General features: G+C 45.9%; 18 protein-coding genes. 8 read left to right on the top strand and 10 right to left on the bottom strand.

Annotated features, from left to right (window positions below; genetic code table 11):
* Positions 1-3: 3 nt before the first annotated feature.
* Together BGP75_RS20530 and BGP75_RS20525 are read right to left on the bottom strand one after the other, a co-directional pair.
* Positions 4-936, bottom strand: a complete 933-nt coding sequence (locus BGP75_RS20530; protein WP_076720754.1) for a LysR substrate-binding domain-containing protein — start codon at positions 934-936, stop codon at positions 4-6.
* 39 nt (positions 937-975) lie between these two features.
* A complete protein-coding gene (locus tag BGP75_RS20525; protein ID WP_076720753.1) occupies positions 976-1,860 on the bottom strand; it encodes a LysR family transcriptional regulator in 885 nt (294 codons plus the stop codon).
* A 223-nt stretch (positions 1,861-2,083) separates the two neighbouring features.
* Between BGP75_RS20525 and BGP75_RS20520 the strand changes: the two genes are divergently transcribed.
* The 6 genes from BGP75_RS20520 to BGP75_RS20490 all read left to right on the top strand — a co-directional run bounded on the left by BGP75_RS20520 (position 2,084) and on the right by BGP75_RS20490 (position 8,325).
* The gene (locus BGP75_RS20520; RefSeq protein WP_076720752.1) at positions 2,084-4,507 is read left to right on the top strand and encodes an FAD-dependent oxidoreductase; all 2,424 of its coding nucleotides are present in this window, start codon (positions 2,084-2,086) and stop codon (positions 4,505-4,507) included.
* Between the two features lie 321 nt (positions 4,508-4,828).
* Entirely contained in the window at positions 4,829-5,971 is a 1,143-nt protein-coding gene (locus BGP75_RS20515; RefSeq protein WP_076720751.1) for an aminotransferase class V-fold PLP-dependent enzyme, read from the top strand.
* A 142-nt stretch (positions 5,972-6,113) separates the two neighbouring features.
* A complete protein-coding gene (locus BGP75_RS20510) occupies positions 6,114-6,539 on the top strand; it encodes a heme-binding protein (protein ID WP_076720806.1) in 426 nt (141 codons plus the stop codon).
* 427 nt (positions 6,540-6,966) lie between these two features.
* Entirely contained in the window at positions 6,967-7,305 is a 339-nt protein-coding gene (locus BGP75_RS20500; RefSeq protein ID WP_076720749.1) for a YggL family protein, read from the top strand.
* Between the two features lie 60 nt (positions 7,306-7,365).
* Entirely contained in the window at positions 7,366-7,890 is a 525-nt protein-coding gene (locus BGP75_RS20495; RefSeq protein ID WP_076720748.1) for a DUF1439 domain-containing protein, read from the top strand.
* A 69-nt stretch (positions 7,891-7,959) separates the two neighbouring features.
* Positions 7,960-8,325: a VOC family protein gene (locus BGP75_RS20490; RefSeq protein WP_198939498.1), complete on the top strand. Its 366-nt coding sequence runs from the start codon at positions 7,960-7,962 to the stop codon at positions 8,323-8,325.
* A 98-nt stretch (positions 8,326-8,423) separates the two neighbouring features.
* Here the strand turns inward: BGP75_RS20490 and BGP75_RS20485 are convergent, their stop codons facing one another.
* The 8 genes from BGP75_RS20485 to BGP75_RS20450 all read right to left on the bottom strand — a co-directional run bounded on the left by BGP75_RS20485 (position 8,424) and on the right by BGP75_RS20450 (position 16,482).
* Positions 8,424-8,810, bottom strand: a complete 387-nt coding sequence (locus BGP75_RS20485) for an ectoine synthase (RefSeq protein ID WP_076720747.1) — start codon at positions 8,808-8,810, stop codon at positions 8,424-8,426.
* A gap of 323 nt (positions 8,811-9,133) precedes the next feature.
* Positions 9,134-9,892: a hypothetical protein gene (locus tag BGP75_RS20480; protein ID WP_076720746.1), complete on the bottom strand. Its 759-nt coding sequence runs from the start codon at positions 9,890-9,892 to the stop codon at positions 9,134-9,136.
* Positions 9,892-10,947 carry an anthranilate phosphoribosyltransferase gene (locus BGP75_RS20475; RefSeq protein WP_076720745.1) on the bottom strand — a complete coding sequence of 352 codons (1,056 nt, stop codon included), beginning with the start codon at positions 10,945-10,947 and terminating at the stop codon, positions 9,892-9,894. The genes BGP75_RS20480 and BGP75_RS20475 overlap by 1 nt, the downstream gene beginning before the upstream one ends.
* Before the next feature lie 240 nt (positions 10,948-11,187).
* Entirely contained in the window at positions 11,188-11,454 is a 267-nt protein-coding gene (locus BGP75_RS20470; RefSeq protein WP_076720744.1) for a hypothetical protein, read from the bottom strand.
* A 17-nt stretch (positions 11,455-11,471) separates the two neighbouring features.
* Positions 11,472-12,995 (bottom strand): AMP-binding protein, encoded by a 1,524-nt coding sequence (locus tag BGP75_RS20465; protein WP_076720743.1) that lies wholly within the window; start codon positions 12,993-12,995, stop codon positions 11,472-11,474.
* A 10-nt stretch (positions 12,996-13,005) separates the two neighbouring features.
* Positions 13,006-14,175 carry an acyl-CoA dehydrogenase family protein gene (locus BGP75_RS20460; RefSeq protein WP_083704949.1) on the bottom strand — a complete coding sequence of 390 codons (1,170 nt, stop codon included), beginning with the start codon at positions 14,173-14,175 and terminating at the stop codon, positions 13,006-13,008.
* Positions 14,162-15,400, bottom strand: a complete 1,239-nt coding sequence (locus BGP75_RS20455) for a beta-ketoacyl-[acyl-carrier-protein] synthase family protein (protein WP_076720742.1) — start codon at positions 15,398-15,400, stop codon at positions 14,162-14,164. The genes BGP75_RS20460 and BGP75_RS20455 overlap by 14 nt, the downstream gene beginning before the upstream one ends.
* Complete coding sequence (locus BGP75_RS20450) at positions 15,397-16,482, bottom strand: beta-ketoacyl synthase N-terminal-like domain-containing protein (RefSeq protein ID WP_076720741.1); 1,086 nt, start codon at positions 16,480-16,482, stop codon at positions 15,397-15,399. Before BGP75_RS20450 ends, BGP75_RS20455 begins: the two co-directional genes overlap by 4 nt.
* A 575-nt stretch (positions 16,483-17,057) precedes the next feature.
* Here BGP75_RS20450 and BGP75_RS20445 point away from each other — a divergent pair.
* Positions 17,058-17,831, top strand: a complete 774-nt coding sequence (locus BGP75_RS20445) for an ABC transporter ATP-binding protein (protein ID WP_083704948.1) — start codon at positions 17,058-17,060, stop codon at positions 17,829-17,831.
* Positions 17,828-19,210, top strand: coding sequence for an ABC transporter permease (locus BGP75_RS20440; protein WP_076720740.1), 1,383 nt, complete (start codon positions 17,828-17,830; stop codon positions 19,208-19,210). Before BGP75_RS20445 ends, BGP75_RS20440 begins: the two co-directional genes overlap by 4 nt.
* Positions 19,211-19,214 lie beyond the last annotated feature (4 nt).

Genomic DNA, 19,214 nt, shown 5'->3' with positions numbered 1-19,214 from the left:
GACTCAATCTTGCGGTTGGCTTCCAGCCGCTCTTTGATAACGACCTAATGACTGATCTGCAGCAATTTGCTGATGTAACCAGCTGGAAAACCGGGCGATTTTGGAATCACTAGCGTTACGGGCAGACTGAATCAGGTACCAGGCTCCCTGCTCCGGTACCTGAATTTCCGTGGGTTTGATTAACTTACCGCTCGCCAGATCACCACTGGCGAAAAAGGAGTGCACAATAGCAACACCTTCACCGGCAATCGCAGCTTCCAGCGTCAGCAAGTGATTGTCATGCTCACTGAGCACTTTTACCCGATCATCTTTGACACCAAGATATTGAAGCCAGTAATACAGATTATTGGGTGATTCAGTGATGGTCAAAAAAGGCTGGTCCAGCAGGTCATCCAAAGAACCGGATTCCACATCAAACAGGTCAGGGCTACAGACAGGAATAAGTGTACCTTTAAACAATCGCTGATAGATCAATCCAGGGGCTTTCTTTTCGGTATAGATGATACCAAGATCAGCCATATAGGGGTCAAAATCCCAGCCTTGATAGGAACTGGATAACTCAATGTGGATACCGGGAAAGAGTGTTCGAAAATCACCAATTCGAGGAACCAGCCAACGTGAAGCGATCCCCATATAGACCTGCACAATAAGATCACCCTGATCCGGCTCACCAAATATTTCCTGTGTACTGAATTCTATTTTATTTAGAGCCAAATGAATTTCGTTGAAATAGCGCTGCCCTTCGTCAGTTAAAGCAATACTGCGCCCCAGACGTTCAAACAAGGGCTTACCCAATTCCGTTTCCAGCTTTTTGATCTGGTGGCTGATAGCTGAATGGGTCACATTCATTTCCTGGGCAGCCTGCTGAAAACTCAGCAACCGTGCAGTTGCTTCAAACGCCCGTAGTGCATGTAATGGTGGGAAGTGACGCTTCATGGTTAACCTTTCTATCCCAATTGATAGAGCACTCAATCCCTAGGACAGGTCGCTCAGCAGCCAGTTTTTGAAAATCTGCGAGGCGGAGGACATTGATCCTTCATCCTTATAACAAAGATAATAGCTGTTATCCGTGCAGATACTGTCCATAAATGGAGCAACCAGCTGGCTGGCCAATACCCCTTCCTGCATCAATTCGTCGTACATCAAACAGACTCCAAATCCATTAGCAGCCATAGAAACCGCTGTTGCATGACTATCCATATACTGGCGCGGTTGCGATTTCAACGTTTCCAGATCCATAGTCTCCAGCCAAGAATCCCAACCTTGAGCCGTGCCTAAAACATCCAGTAAAGGCAGCGTCTCAAGATCTTCCGGCCGACGCAGCCTTTTGGCATATTCAGCAGTACAATAAGGTCGCAGGCGCGGATCAATCAAACGATGCGACTCTAACCCGGACCACTGACCAGTGCCATAACGAATTTCCAGCTCAGCGGTGGAAATATCAAAATCAGTTGCCCAGTTTGTGCCAAGTTGACGAATAGAGATCTGTGGATAAATGGCATTGAAGCGCTGCAACCGGGATGCTAACCAGAGCACACTAAAGGCCGTATTTACGTTTATTTCAATAACAGCATCATTCAACGGCGCGAATATCTGGGCGGCACCGTTGTTCAGCTGACGCAAAGAATCCTGTACCAGAGGCAAAAAAGCACGCCCTGAGTCGGTCAGCTGAATAGTGCGATTGATACGAACAAACAACCGTTGATCCAGATGGTGCTCCAACAGCTGCACCTGCTGACTCACGGCAGATTGACTCATGTTCAGTTCCTCGGCCGCCAGAGTAAAACTTAACCGTCGTCCTGCCGCTTCAAAAGTGCGTAGCCAGTTCAACTGAATATTGTTGGTTAACAGCTTATCCATCCTACGTAGATATCCTCCAACGAGCTCATATTAATAAATTCAAATTGGGTGTAGCTCTCGGCATCAGCCTATCTGTAATACTAACTTTCATAAGCACAGCTTATCGAAAAGCATCTTTTATATCGTTTGTGTTGGATAACAACCCTTCTTACCATCGAACCATGCCTTATTTCAAGAGGCGAGGTGGCAAAACCATCCTTTACATACGAGCAGGAAACAAAAAATGAAAAATAAGACAGACGTACTGATTATTGGTGGAGGCATTGCCGGCGTCAGCACTCTCTACCATCTGACCAAAATGGGTTGGAAGGATGTAATGCTGACGGAGAAACTGGAACTGACCTCTGGTTCAACATGGCATGCCGCAGGAAATCTGCCTCATTTCAGCAATAGCTACAATGTCATGAAGCTGCAGCAATACAGCATCGATCTATACAGTCGCCTGCAGGAAGAAACCGGTAGCCCTGTTGATCACCACCAGACAGGAGCCGTCCGCCTGGCTCACACCCAGGACCGAATGGACGAATTTCAGCGCGTTGCCGCCATGTCCGAGTTGGCAGGGTTAAATCTGGAAATTATTGACACTGAGCGCCTGAAAGAACTCTACCCCTATTTGGATACCCATGGTCTGCTGGGTGGCCTCTGGGACCCGGCCGATGGCCACATTGATCCCACCAGTGTAACCAACGCCATGGCGGCTGGAGCCCGGCAGGGTGGTGCAACCATTGTCCGCAACAACCCCGTTGAATCGATTGAACAGCTGGAAAACGGTCGCTGGAAAGTAACAACCGAAAAAGGGGTCATTGACGCCGGAATTATTGTCAATGCCGCCGGTTTCCGTGCAAACGAAGTCGCATCAATGGTGGGCCATCAGCTACCCATGGCATCAATGGAGCATCAGTTTATCGTTACCGAAAATATTCCGGAGCTGGAAGCCAGGGACGAGATGCTACCCATGTTAAGAGATCCTGACGTTTCATATTATCTGCGTCAGGAAGGCAAAGGGTTGATACTCGGGCCCTATGAAAAGGGCGGGATTCCATGGGCTGTCAACGGTGTCCCGGCAGCCTTTGGGCAAGAGTTGCTGCAACCCGACCTGGATCGAATCGAAGATATCATGTGTACCGCGATGGAACAGGTCAATTTAATAACCAATGCGGGTATAAAAACGGTCATTAATGGCCCGATAACCTATACGCCAGACGGTCACCCGCTGATCGGGCCGGTTAATGGGTATCAGAACTACTTTGTTTGTACCGGTTTTAATTTCGGTATTGTACAGGGTGGTGGAGCCGGACACTTTATGGCGCAGTGGATCGTTAACGGCCACCCTGAGCTGGATTTGTTTGAGCTGGATCCTCGCCGCTTTGGTGACTACGCTGATCACTCCTTCAGCGTTGCCAAAGCCACTGAAGTATATGCGAATGAATACCAGTTGGGATTTCCTAACGAATACGCGATGCGTCCGGCAGCACGGGGTAAAAAATCCGCTCCAGTCAATAAGCGATTTTCAGAGAAAAATGCGGTATTCGGTGCCTGGTACGGTTGGGAGCGTCCCAGTTGGTTTGCTCCTGAAGAAATGGCAGCTCAGGAAACACACAGTTTTCGACGCAGTAACTGGTTTGAACCCGTTGCAGCAGAGTGCCTTCATGTACAAAATCATGTCGGTGTACTGGACCTGTCCCCATTTACCAAATTTGAGCTGTCAGGAGCAGCAGCACATCAGTGGCTCGAGACTATCTCACCAAACCGTATACCAGAAAAAACCGGCGCTATCGCCCTGGCCCATCCGCTCACCGCAGAAGGCGGTGTTGCCTGGGAATTTTCCATCACTCGTCTTGGGGACGGAAGCTTTTATATGATGGCACCAGCGGCGGCTGAATTACTGGTAGAAGACTGGCTGACTCAACGTTTACCCACGGATAATTCCGTGCAGCTGAAAAACATTACGCAAGAATATGGCACCCTGGTTGTAGCCGGCCCGGATGCCCGTAAAGTCCTTAGCTGCCTGACCAGTACTGATCTCAGCAACAAGGCCTTCCCATGGTTTTCCGGGCAGGAGATCAATGTCGATGGTATTCCAGTCAGAGCATTACGGATGAATTTCGTCGGAGAACTGGGCTGGGAGCTTCATCATCCGATAGAACATCAACTGGCCCTTTATGATGCCCTGATGGAAGCTGGTAAAGGCTGGGACATTGCAGATTTTGGTATGCGTGCCATGGACTCCATGCGTTTGGAAAAAGGCTACCCGATGTGGAGTCATGACCTGATTACAGAGTTCAGCCTGTTAGAAGCAAACCTGGGCTACTTCGTTAAGTTAGACAAAGAAGACTTTGAAGGCAAGGCCGCTCTGGAACGGCAGAAATCTTCTCTGAAAACCCGTTTGGTATTGCTTGAATTAGAATCAACAGATGTGGACGCAATCCACATGGAGCCTGTCTACAACGGCGATAACATTGTCGGACAGGTTAGCTCAGGAGGTTTTGGCCACCGCACACAGAAGAGCCTGGCGCTGGCATATGTTGATATTGACTCATTAAAGGCAGATTTGTCCGTTAAGGTTCTGGGTAGCCGTTATCCGGTAACGGTCACTTCTGGCTGCGTCTATGACCCTGACAGTGAGCGGCTCAGATCAGATAACTGATCCCTGTCGATCACTCAGTGAGCGGGCACCCACGAGCCACGGCAATCTGTTTATCACCGTGCCCTCTTCGGGTAGCCGCTCGGAAAAAACAGTGAGCAGGCCGCTCTCTGTATATCAGAGCTCCTGAACTGCTTAGCTCCCAGTTACAGGAGTCTCTGATATTTAGAATACTGATGAAATATACCTCAGACCTTTCACCTGCATTGATCTCTTACATCTGTGTAAAAAACAAACAAATCACTGAATTCTGCTTGCTATTTAAAACAGTCACTCACATAATATGAAAAAGTAATTAATATTTTCATTATGGTGTTATTTAACATGAATATTTCACAAACCATTGACCCCCATGGGCTACTAGAATATTCGGTTGTCTATACAGACCGTTCACTAAACCACATGTCAGAGTCATTCCAAGGAGTGATGAAAGACATCTCCAAAACCCTCAAATCCGTATATAACGCTTACGGTGTAGCAATTGTACCCGGCAGTGGCACCTTTGGAATGGAGTCCGTCGCTCGACAGTTCGCTGCTGACAAAAAGTGTCTGGTTATCCGCAATGGCTGGTTTAGCTACCGCTGGACTCAGATTTTTGAGATGGGTCATATTCCCTCCTCCTGCACGGTGTTGAAGGCCCGGCAATTCGAAAGTGGCAATCAGGCAGCTTTCTCTCCTGCTCCTATCGAAGAGGTTGTCGCCAGAATTCAAGCAGAAAAACCTGATCTCGTATTTGCCCCTCATGTTGAAACCTCATCAGGCATGATGCTACCCAACGAGTACCTTCAGGCTGTAGCCGATGCTGTGCATTCAGTGGGCGGCCTTTTTGTTCTGGACTGCATAGCCTCAGGCACCATCTGGCTAGATATGCAGGAGACGGGGGTTGATGTGCTGATAAGCGCTCCTCAAAAAGGATGGAGTGGTTCACCCTGCTGCGCACTTGTTATGCTAAGTCCGCTTGCAAGGGATCGGGTCGAAGCAACCGAGAGCGATAGTTTCTGCTGTGATTTGAAGAAATGGCTGCAAATCATGGAAACCTACGAACAGGGAGGACATGCCTACCATGCGACAATGCCAACAGATGCCCTGACTCGCTTTCGCGATGTCATGAAAGAAACCGAAGATTACGGCTTCGAAAAAGTCCACTCAGAACAGCTGAAGTTAGGCCAGCAGATACGCTCACTACTAGTCAGCAAGGGCTTCAAAAGTGTAGCCGCCGAAGGGTATCAGGCCCCTGGCGTTGTAGTCAGCTATACCACTGACACGGATATCCAGAACGGTTCCAAGTTTATCGCCAAAGGGTTGCAAATAGCAGCAGGTGTTCCATTGCAATGCGATGAGCCTGAGGGATTCCGCACTTTTCGTATCGGCCTATTTGGACTGGATAAGCTGAACAATATCGATCGAACAGTGGAGAATTTCGAACAGGCCCTGAATCAAGTAACGAGTTCCTCTAAAGAACTCTAGCACCTAAAAAACCTGATCAATACCGAAACATTACTTGCCCAACCGCAAGAACAACTCGGTATTCCTCGTGACACCAGGATCAAACTCCGCCTGGATGTTACCAGATCACCTGTTCGAGTACAGAAAGACAAAGGTAAACCCGATGAAAATGATACCTAAATTGATGTTGGCAGATGCTCAGATCATTATGCAGGGCTGTATTCAGAAGGCCGAAGAAATTGATGTCGATATGGATATAGCGATTACAGATGATAGTGGCCATCTGCTCATGTTTCACAGAATGGACAATGGCCGTATCACCAGTATCGATATCTCTATTGGTAAATCCTTTACAGCAGCAGCGGCCCGCAAATCAACACGCGCCTATGGTGAAGTCAGTGTTCCGGGGAAACCGGCATTTGGTATCAATACCAGTAATCAGGGAAAGTTTTCTATTGTTGCCGGGGGACTGCCTTTATTTGTTAATGAACAGATCGTTGGTGGCATTGGTTGCAGCTCAGGCACACCGGATCAGGATGAAATAGTCGCTCAGGCGGGTGTAGATGCTTTTCTTACACATATTTCTTAATGCCGACGATGACCCTCAGCTATCAACCCTCTGATCACTTTTATTTTCGATTTTCACAACATACCCGGAGAAAAATAAAAAGTACAGTGGCTGCAATAAAGTCAATCTAATGTTAGCAAGCCTGCAAAACTTCCGTGGAGCACCCGCACAAGTCCAGCCTGAACAGCAGTTGTATCAACTTCATATATGCCGGAGTTGATACAACCTTAAATAACAATCCTTGCCTCCGCTTGTCTGATAACAAATTCGGTGATAGATTGGCGGCTTCAAGGGCCAGAAGCCTCAACCCGATACAATCAAGCCTTTCTCCAGGCATTAATCCCGCTCTCTGGTATCTGCTTTTTTAAACTCTTTAATCAAATTTTCAGGGATATTTGCGCCACTCCCGGCAAACACACCTTTAAACAACAGCCTTATAGGAAACACCGTGACCAAAGAAATCAAAAGAAGTAAACGTCTTCGAAAGAAACTATATGTTGGCGAATATGCAGTTATGGGATTTGAATTCAGCTGCGCGGTAAATCTGCAACAGGAATCAGATTTCAATCAATTCTTCGACGGTCTTGGTGAACTGATTGAAGCAAGAAACCTTCTTATTGAAGGTGGAGGCAGTGCAAACCATTTTGAAGGTTATGTTATGTCAAATACACGCTATGAGTCCGCGACCGAAGAGGACAGAAAAGCGATTGAAAGCTGGTTAACGTCTCAGGACAGTATTTCTGACACGGTTGTCGACAAACTATCGGACGCCTATTACGGCTACTAAACAACCTGTGAACAAGTCCCTTGGGACTTGCTTTCAAGTTCCTCGGGGACTGCATCGACTATGAAGTATTTACTTGCCTTGATATTGATGGCTGTGACGCATTCAGCCAGCGCGTTTTCCTACACACAGGAATTCACGGAGGCTGAGCTTCAGCAACAAATTGAAGCAATGATGCCTCTTAAAGCAAAGAGATCCTTCGTAACCCTTATCATTACCAAGCCCAGCTTAAACCTGCTGAAAACCTCAAATACGCTCAGCATCAAGGCTCATGTCAAAGCAACCACCTTTGCCACCCTCAGCGGTAGCGGTATGGCCCGGATAACGGGTTCAATTAGCTATGATCCAAATAGCGGAGCGTTTTTTTTAAGAAATCCAACGGTGAATTCCATCCATATCAACGGAGTTCCTGGAGAATACCAGCAAACGATAAAAGAGCTTGCGCAGATTACTCTCTCTAATGCGCTATCCAGCTATCCGGTGTATGTGCTTGACGATGACAACCTTAAACACCGATTGGCAAAATCCAGTCTCGAATCTATAACCGTGAAAGATAAGAAACTCATTGTAAAACTCAAGATTCTTTAAAAATCGCTGAGATATATTTACTATTTTTTTGCCTCTTAAACTCTGATAAATTCATAGCAAACAACCCAGATGATAAATATCAAATCAACCAACACCATTCTCTACTGTAGCAAATGGCAAGAAACCGTTAACTTTTATAAGATAAAGTTAGCGCTGGAAGTCAATGAATCCTTTGATTGGTTTGTTGAGTTTAAACTGAATGAAAATTCTTTTCTTAGCATTGCGGATCAGTCCAGGGCCTCAATCAACAGCTGTGATGGTACCGGCGTAACCATTACGATGAAAGTGGATAACATTGAAGAAGTTCATGCTTACCTGGTTGCACAGGAGTTAAACCCTACCCCGATCATTGACCACAAATGGGGTGCAAGAGTCATTCATGTTCTTGACCCGGAAGGCCACAGGCTTGAATATTGGTCCCCTGGTACAAAATGATCCGATAACAGGATAACAAGCGCTTCTTAACATTCCTCCTGAATAAAACAAGACTCCAGGAGGAAGCCAAAGGAAGCTAAGCTATTGAAAAAATTATTTTAATAGCTGGAGCTTTCACCTGCCGCTGATAGGTTATGTGCTTCAAAACCTTTTAATGCAGGTGCAAAGACACAGACTAAACGCATGGTTTTGGTTGCCGCCAGTATATGCTTATCATTCTCATCCAAGGCGTACATAACACCGGGGCGAATTTCAAAACGCTCTCCAGTATCCAGGTTTTCCACCCAGCCTTCACCTTCGATGCAGTAACAGGTTTCCATATGGTTTTTGTATTCAAGAACAGACTCTGTACCCGCTTCAATAACGGTGTCAGTTAACGAGTACCCCATGTTGTCACTTTCGATTAGAAATCGACGACTTCTCCCTGCGCCCCAAAAGATGTCCCTTTCAGAGTTCGCTACTGAAATTAGATCACGCACTATCATATTCGTCCCTACCATTTAAATTTATGCATGTATAAATTCACAATCAGTTCAAATAAACCATGTACTTTATATCAAACTTATTAAAGTAATTGTTTGAACTTTTATCACTAATAATAAACAAATATTTCAAAAATTAATTTTCGATAAACCAAAAAATATAATGATCAAAACGCTCCAAAAATCCACTAACAATTTGTCAGTACCGAATAGGAAATAGAAAAAAACCGGTTTCTTAAAAAAGGAACAGCAACATTTAATACAGATATAAAAAAGGATTTTATCAGACAATAAAATCCTGAATTCTGGTTGTGCGTCAAAACCCGTTAAGGCAAAGATCTGTTTGTTCTAGCCCCCCCAGAGCACACCGGGGATTTCTTCAAAGATTCCCGGGATAGACCAATTGCTGACGAATAGTCAGACAGCACTTCCTGAATATCAGTGTCTTGCATCAGTAACCCAGTTCCTATCAGGATACCATCATAGCCTGCTGCCATTAACACTCTGGCATCATAAGGTGTTCTTATTGCACTTGCGCTAATTAGCAGCTCAGGGTTGCTTTGCCTGCCAGCTTGATAAAGAGCCAAACTCTGAGACACCGTCCCATCATCACATTCCTTCTCCCGGATATCACGGTTACAAATGGCCAGTACCGTTCCCAGCGGGAAACTGAGCCCCTCCAGATCAGAGGCTTGATTTGTCTCTACAAAGGGTGTGAGTCCCATTCTCAGAGCCTCATCTATTAACATCATTAACTCTTGCCGACGAATCAGTTGAGCGGACAGAAGTACGCTATCAGCCCCCGCACCTAAACTCCTTCTTAACTCATGGCGACTGGTAATGAAGTCTTTTCTCAGTACCGGTATTTCCGCAATCCCGGCAATAGCCTCCAGCATCGCTATATTGCCGCCATGCCAGCGTCCAGTCGTTACCGATAAACAGGCAACGCCCCCTTGCTGATAAGACTCTGCAATTTCTTTGGGATCTCGCCCCTTCAGCAAATCACCTAACTCTGGAGAATAGGGTTTTATTTCCGCAATCATTGGGACGGCGGCATCTTGCAACGCCTTAACGAAAGAAGTCATCAGCACACCACCCCCTGAGCAATTTCCAAAGAGTAATCTCTTGCATTAATAAAGGCTTCTATCGCTTTACCCGTCCCCATAGCCTCCAGCGCCAGTTCACGTCCTTTTGAAATGTCATCAACAATCCCCGCAACCATCAGGGTAGCCCCGACATTCATAGCGACGGTTTCAAGTCTTTCTATCGGACCCTGCCCTTTCAGAACATTTTTGATAAGCTCTGCATTGGCTCTTGCATCTGCGCCGACCAGATTACAGAAGTCCCCTCCCTGACAGCCATCACTTAGCGCATTAACCGACCAGTTTGTCTGGCAACCACTTTCATCTAGCCAGGTAAAATGGTTTGTTCCCATCGACAGGATTTCATCAACACCCAGGGAAGAATGACTAAACAGAATATTCCCTAACCCTACCTGCGCAGCAGCCTCAGCGAGTGTTTTCATTAGCGCTAATGTTGAAGCCCCCGTGACTTGTCCAGCTAAATCAAACGGACAAAGAAGTGGTCCAAGACGGTTAATGAACTGCCCCACTGTTTTGAAATTCATCGGCATGCAAGACAGGGCCAAACGCCTGCAGATAGCCGGGTAGCAGGATTCCGGAACAAAACCAATTCCGGTTTCACTAACCATCTGATCGATATCTTCATGACGAGTCATAACCCGAAACCCCAGCGCTTCCAGAACATCCAAAGCTCCTGATCGGCTGGCATATGCACGAGATCCGCTTTTCAGCACCTGAGCACCACAGGCTGCAGCAACAAATGCAGAGGTTGTCGAGATATTAAAAGTGGATAGCCCACCGCCAGTACCGACAATATTCACCGGGTTTGATACTGAAGGTAAGGAGACTTTGCCATATACACTTTCTACATAACGAAGAAATGCAACAATGGCGTTCACTGATGAAGGCTGAGCACAGGATAACGCTGTCAGTGCTGCAACAATCTCAGGCTTCGGGCGAGCACCGCGGTCAACTTCTTGCCAGTAGGAAAGCATACGCTCAACGCCAGGATCATCGCCATTGATCAAATCAACAACTAGCTTTTCGTGTTCACTCATAACAAATTCCTATTGTTAATCTATGGCCCTGAGAGCTGCCAAATCATCTCCCTGCACCTGTTGCTATCACTTCAAACAAAACAGTGATCGATTATTTCAGCATCAGAAAGCGGAACAAGAGAGCCAAACCTGACAACACCCCAGGCTCGACTCGGTAATAGATACAGGTCTATGAATCGACTCCGCAAAGTATTAACGCTTCCCTGAGCGATGTTTGACAGTAGACTAACACTCTCAATATCACTGAATTTGATCACCCATAGAATTTCTTTTGTTTTCAACGAATTCATTAATCCGAGTCATCGAGTTGAAGTGATCGACATCAAGCTCTTCAGGCAATACGATAATATTGAACTGGTTTTCCAGAAATGCCACCAGCTTAAGCAGGCCCAGACTATCCAGCACTCCTGATTCAATCAGGTTCAAATCGGCGGGCAGCCCTGCGGCGGCCATATCTGGTGCAAACTCTTCACACAGAAAGCTTTCAACCGTTAACATAGCATTCATATTATTTCTCCTTCCTATTAATGTTCAGCCAAGGCTATTGGCTTTGAATTATGCAGACTATATGTGCCTGCTATTGTTTTACGACACAGCTTGCCATTGCTGTTTTTTTCCAACGGATACTGAGTCAGATGAAATCTGCGCGGTATTCCATAGGTGGGAAGCTTAGCCATCAGGCACTGGCGTAGCTTTAGACTGTTAAACTCAGGATCACAGCTAACTGCCGCTTCAAGCTGTGGCACTCCATCAATATCTTGCACAAAAGCAATCGCTTCACTGACTTCCGGACTTTCGAGAATGGATTGTTCAACATCCTGTAAATCAATTCGATAACCATTTATTTTGGCAGTCCAATCCGTACGCCCCAGAAAATGCATTAATCCATCTTCATCAATACGAACCTTATCCCTGGTACGAAAATACTGTTTGCCATCAAACCTTGTAAAAGCGTTATCAGTCAGCACCTTGTCACCATAGTGGCGCATCATGGTTGGACAATGCACCCAAAGCTCGCCCTCCCGGCAGGGGGCTTTCTGTTCATTAAGAATTTTCCATTGGGTATAGGGTAGTGGCTTGCCTATCGGTATCGTCGTTCCAATAAACGGAATAGGACAGCGGTAATAAAACGTATCATTGGTCTCGCTGCATCCGTAGATGTTGATATGTTCTGCATTTACAAAAATCTTACCTGCGGCATTAAGCAACTTGACTGACATCGGTTCTCCAGCAAACAATACGTGCTTCATTGCGGGAAAAGTCAGCTGCTCTGCACCATGCACCAGCAGCCGCAGGGAAGTAGGTGTTGAGTGCCAGAATGTCGGGGACTCATTTTTACATAACGTTTGTAGCGCCTGACTGTTGGCTGCTTCTTGGTTACGAGTAAGAACAAGTTTTGCACCTGCTTTAAAAGTGGCAAACAGATCGAGAAACGTTAAATCGAAAGCCAATGGAGCATGATTCAACAGCACATCCGTGTTATTTAAATCAAATTCCTCACACACCCATTCAGCGAAAGTAACAATCTGCGCGGCACCAATATAAACCGATTTGGGCTTGCCTGTTGATCCCGAAGTATGTAGCACGGCAGCCAGTGAATTTGGCGACGCTTTCAATACCGGAAGCGGTTTGTTAGAACCGGCTTGCTCTTGAATACTGTCGTTATTTAAAACAGGGATTCCAAGTTCAGCAGCAACCCCCTCTAACTTATCCAGACTATGAGCATCAGTAATGATTACATCCGGGGTTAATCCTTTCAGAATGGAGAGTATCCGCTGAAGCGGATTTTCCGGGGCGATAGGAGCATACGCAATCCCTGCGGCAAGTGAACCGATAATGGCTTCTACCGCACCAATTCCTTTCTCCATGATAACCGCAGCGACGGGCTCCTCCCCGGAGGTCACTATGAATTGCAGCTCGGAGGCTACTTGCAACGCCCGTCCTGCCAGTTGCTGATAGGATATGGTGTCGCCCTGACACTTTACAGCTGTCGCTTCAGGAATGACTGATTCGGTAACGAAACTGGCAAGATATTGTGCTGTATTCATACTGGTCTCCTCACAATCCCAGCATTGCAGCAATTCGACTGCGCTGGATATCAGAGGTGCCTGAATACAAGATGCCGCCGACAGAATCACGCAGCTGTTTTTCCAAGCCGATATCGGCCATGTAACCAGATCCACCAAAAGTGGAAATAGCATCAATAGCCGTGGCCATATTATTCTCACTGATAACCAGTTTGGCGATGGCAATATCTTCAGTTGACGATCCTTTAGACTGAACGGATTGAGCTGCCCGCATCAGCCAGTACTTACAGGTTTCAACTTTGATGTGCATATCTGCCAGCCGGTGAGAGACAGCCTGAAATTTTGATATTTTTTCGCCAAACTGGTTGCGGTTCCGCGCATGTTCGATACACATCCGCAAGCGCTTCTGCATCTCTCCAACCTGCCAGGCAAAAACACAGATCACTTCCCACTTCATGACGTAATCAAGCACAACAAACGCCATACCCTCACGGCCCAGCAAAGCTTCATCGGGCACAAAAACATCGTTCAGATAAACATCCGATAATGGCGACGTCTTTAGCCCCATTTTGTCCACGGATGGACCAATCACCACATCATCGGACTGGGTATTAACCAGAAAAGCGCTGAATCCACCCAATGTACCTTTATCAGGGTTACTGCATGCATAGACCACAATAACATCAGCAATGGGTGCGTTAGAGACAAAGATCTTGGTCCCATTCAACAACCACCCACCTTCAGTTTTAGTTGCTTTTGTGGTCATTGAAAAAGCGTCAGATCCGCTCCCCGGTTCAGTGATCGCATGAGCCCCTATACAGTCCCCACTGATAAGTGAAGACAGATACTTTTGTTTGATCTCTGCTGTACCAAACTGCTCAACCGAGAGACATGTACTGCACAAATGTGTACAAAGCGCAAAACCCAGCCCCCCGTCATGACAAAGGCTGCCAAGAGTCTGCATGATTCGAGCGGCTGCTACAGCCCCTAACCCTAATCCTCCGACTTCAATAGAATTGAGCATTCCAGTGAGTCCTGACTCTTGCAAGGCCTTCCATTTATCAGGATTGAAGCGCCCGGTTTTATCATCTTCGAGCCAATTGTTGTTAAATTTCTCTTGCCAGCTTGCTAATGCATCGATGAATTCATCTAAGTACTCATTATTGGAGGAGGCCATATCTACTTGGTTAAAGCTGTTCATCACACTGCCCTGTCGTTAACTTAGTTGGAGCAGCAAATACCAAGCTGCCATTTAAACCACCAAACCCGAGAGAATTGCTCATCACATAATCGCTGTTGAACGGCAAGGAAGAGCCAGATAAAGGGACCCTGAAAGAGTGACCAGCATCCGTTTTTTTAGTTGTCGGCATAGGAGGAACAAGACCATTCCTCAGCGCTAAAATAGATATCACCGCCTCCAGTGCTCCTGAACTGCCCAAGAGATGACCAACAGCCCCTTTTGTAGAACTGATGGAAACGGTCGCGTCTTCACCAAAAACGGACTTCAACGCCTCTAACTCAACGCCATCATTAGCCGGTGTCCCTGTCCCATGGCAATTAATGTAACCAATATCTCCGGTTGTAATACCCGAACCAACCAGAGCCTGTCTCATTGCTCGCACCAGACCATCAGAACGCGGCGCGGTAATATGGTATCCATCTGCAGAAAGACCACTGCCGGAAAGAATCGCCAGCGGATTCGCCCCGCGCTCCCGGGCGTACCCCAGATCCTCCAATACCAGCATTGCGGCACCATCTCCCATAACCATCCCTTTACGATCCACATCAAAAGGTCTGCAAACATCAGGGGATACAGCCCGCAATGCATTGAATCCGGCATAATCAGCTTCACGGACCATATCGCAACCTCCCACCAACATGATCGGAACGTCTCCCTGAGACACTCGTTGATATCCATAGGTAATACTGGCAATACCGCTGACACAGGCACAGGAGAAGGTTGAAACTGGCCCACCCAAATTGAGTGTTTCCGCCAACAGCATGGCCGCCGAACCGCACTGGCTGTTATGACGAATATGAGGTGATGAATCCCCTCCACTTTCTGCATAAACATCCATCAACCCGCCACTCGTGGTTGCTATGCTAATGCCCATCTGAGTGCGTTCCACGCAACCAACACCCGCCTGCTTCAATGCTTCTGTTGCAGCCAGAAGCCCATAGCCAGCACAAGGAAAGTGACGATAAGGTTCAAGATCCCCTCCCTCCCTGTCGACAATGGCATTAATCTCATCCTGCTGTTTCACAGGGTCAATAATGTAACTACGATCAGAGCGGAAGAGTGATGCGTCAAATGTAGGAGGCGGTGCCGGTGGAAATGACTCAGATAATAGATGCTGCCAAAGTGCTTCAACGCCCCTGGCATCTCGAGTAAGCGCTCCTATACCTGTAACTGCTACTGTTTTCATAACGTTTCCCTAAATCCTTCGGCACCCTTGGTTAGCCCGATCACCCCCCCACCACGACGTGTATCCAAGCAATTGATAATCCAATGATCAGGATCTTTTGTTTTTGATTTTCGGGGACTATTGAGTAAATAAACCAGATCAAGCAGCGCACTGGCACCCAGGCTCTCTCCATAAAGCTGTTTGCTGCCAGAGTCACACTGAAATGAACGGTCTTCAGAAAAGGAAGTCAGGACATCATTCTCTAAATCGCAGAGTTTTTTATTACGATGAGAACAACAAATAACACCTGAATTGGAGGGACGGCTTCTCCAGATGCTCATCATCGAATCAAGCAGCTGTCTTTTAAGGTCCTCGCCACTTCCCCCAAAAGTTTTTATGCCATCAATCGTCGCCAGTATATTACCGCCACGAGACTCCACATCTGCTCTACGTTCAAGAAGGAGCACTGAGATACTTTCAATAAAACTGTAACAACCGTTAAGTTCACGATTTACAGTCAGTACATGATCAGCCAGCAATGGGCTGAAAGATTCATAGGCGACCACCAAAACCCGCTTACAGCGGTCTGATTTAATCCAGTCTGCTGCGCACTGTATCGCATCAACCCCGGCAACTTCCGATGAAACAATCGCCACACTTGGGCCAAGAAGCTGATATTTAATCCCATTTATTGATAGCGGATAGCTGTGTGTCGACTTGGCAAATTCAATCGCATCAATTTTCCTAGGACCGTCTTTCCTGAGAGTAGTGTGAATGCCCTGGGTAGTACTCATGCATCCATATCCGGAACCAGATACAAAGCCGGAATCAGGTCCCGAAAAAACCTCAGGCTGAAGCCCGGAACTTTCTAACAATTGTTCTAACAACAACGAAACTCTGTAGGATAGTTTGGTATGACGCTTGGATTTTTTTCTATCCAAAGATGACAAATTTATTTCAGGTAAAAACCGTACATGATGTTCAGAACTTTCTCCGCCCTCCATCTTCTTGGTTGATAATGTATATACGTCACCTTCATCATTTGGTAATTCACAGAAGGCCTGCGTAACAACAATGTCATTATCTGAAGGCTGACTATTCATAACAAATTTTCTCTAGAATACGCTGCATAGCTATCCACCTGTAAATATCCCTATTCACTCATCCTTGAAACAATATAAACAATAAATTTAGCACCATTCATGTTCTAAACCTGACCAACAATATATTAGAATTAAAGAAATACTAGTATCAAGTTTGATACATATTAATCACAAACATGACAAGATATTGTGTTAAAACATCACAACAAGCCAAATGACTTTCTGTATATCTACGCCACAGAATAAATGATTAAAAATTACTAATAATTCAATAAATCACGAATCATCGAATATTTTGTGATACTTCGCTATATACATAACACTATGGAAACTAAGGTTACGATATGGATAACAATGCCAGTTTTAAGCGCTCCACCCAAGGCTTAAAAACATCCAAACATCAGCCATATCTCATTGAAAAACAAAGATTATTATAAAAACAATGTTTATTTAAAGATCTTCTCGCATCATTAATTATTCGTTATTCTTTTGGTATTTATCTACATCTACAGTTCATTGAATTTACACGAATTTAGCGATTTACTATTAGCATCCAAGAAAAGGAGGACGTAACAATGTTTAGAGATGAAAACATCCGGGATTACAATCCCGTCAGTACATCAAGTCATTACTCGCCTAATCAAGAAGCCCCACCAAACGCAGAATCAATTGCTGTATTCAAAGATGTTGAAAAAGAATATGTAATTGACAAATATAAATTCAAGGCCCTAAAAGGAGCCAGCTGCAAAATACCCAAAGGTGAAATGACATTTTTGTTTGGTCCTTCTGGAAGCGGTAAAACAACCTTTCTTAATCTCCTGGGGCTTTTAGACCAGCCAACAGCGGGTGAGATTTATTTGATGGGAGAAAAGGTTAGCGATTTTAATGATAACCGTGCTGCTGATTTTCGATCAAAAAACATTGGATTTATCTTTCAATCATTCAACCTGATCTCTGTCCTGTCAGTGTTGGAAAACGTCGAATTCCCTTTACTGCACGACAACATAAACAGATCTGAACGAAGAGAGAGAGCCGAACATTATCTGGAAGCCGTAGGTTTAGGTGAACTGATCAACCGAAATATCGGTGAAATCAGTGGAGGACAGCGTCAGCGCGTTGCAATCGCTCGAGCCCTGGTGACAAATCCAGCACTGGTTATTGCAGACGAGCCCACCGCAAACCTGGATATCAGAACGTCACAAGAGATTGTCGACTTAATGACGGATATGAAAAGTAAATTCAAGACAAGCTTTGTTATCTGCACCCATGACGAAACACTAATCAATGAAGGAAGCAGACTCATTCATATCGTAGACGGACTACTTCAAGATACTGGAGGTCTAAAATGATCTGGCAAATTGCTCTCAGAAACCTTATTAAGAATGGTCGTCGTACCATCATAACCATCACCGCCATCGGTATTGGCGGATTAGCAATGATGCTTTTTGGAGGCTTCGTAACCTCCATATTCTTTGGTGTACAAACCAGCAACATTCAGGATCAGGGCCAGCTTCAGGTATATAAGAAAGATTATCTGAAATTCGGTGCAGCTGACCCTGATAGCTATACCATCGATAATTACCATAATGCCATGGATGCAATCCTTGCCGACCCGGAACTCAAGCAGCAAATCTATGTAATCACCCCCCAGGTGCAACTTGCGGGCATTGCCGGAGTAGCAGCAACTGATAACAGCAAAACCTTTATCGGGCGTGGCGTCGTACAGGAAGATGCTGACAAAATGCGCAAGTGGGACGGCTGGAACGTTAAAGTGGAAACCCCCGCCACTGGTCTTGCCGGTTCAGGCTCAGAAGGCGCCATCGTGGGTAAAGGAATGGCACGCCTGTTAGGTTTGTGCAAACCGCTAAATATCCCAAACTGTGAAGATCCACCAAACCTGGTCAAACCGCTTTCAGATGAAGTCGTCGATTTCTCTGATCTTGTTGACAGTGATTTAGCTCAAAACTCCACCGAAGTCACAGAAAACCAAGGCCCACAAATAAACCTGCTTGCCGCCGCTGATGGCGCACCAAACATCGTCAGTGTATTTATTAAGGATATGCAGTCCCAGGCACAGCGTGCTATCGATAACGCGTTCTTGATGATGCACTTTGATACCGCCAGATCTCTGCTCTATGGTGAGGATCCTCGCGCAACCTCCCTGCTGATTCAACTAAACAACCCTAATAATGTCGATCAGGTGAAGGCTCGAATTCAGCAGATTATCGATAAAGAGCAGCTGAATCTGGAAGTCTTTACTTTCAGCGAAGTTGATCCAACCTTTAATCGAATTGTTGGAATGTTCTCGTTCATCTTCGGAGTTGTTTCCCTGTTCCTCGGCATTGTGATTATTTTCACAATCACCAATACCATTAACCTGACTGTCATGGAACGGGTCAATGAGATCGGAACTATTCGGGCCCTGGGCTTTCGTCGCGGTTTTGTCATGCGCATGTTTATCTCAGAAAGTGCTCTTATAGGTCTTTTCGGCGTAATAATGGCGATACTGCTGACATTGGTTATTGCCAACATTATCAACGCTTCTCAAATAAGCTGGACACCTCCAAGCAACGCTACACCTATTTTGATTAACCTGATGGTGCTGGAAAATCCACTACTACTGGCGGGGATTGTAGCCTTCCTGTTCTCTTTAGCGGTACTAGCTGCGATTTATCCGACACGGAAAGCTTCACGTATGAACATTGTCAGCTCACTTCATCACGCCTAATCAG

It is taken from the genome of Motiliproteus sp. MSK22-1, from assembly GCF_001968815.1.
GTDB lineage: Bacteria > Pseudomonadota > Gammaproteobacteria > Pseudomonadales > Balneatricaceae > Motiliproteus.
This window is presented reverse-complemented; position numbering and strand designations above follow the sequence as displayed.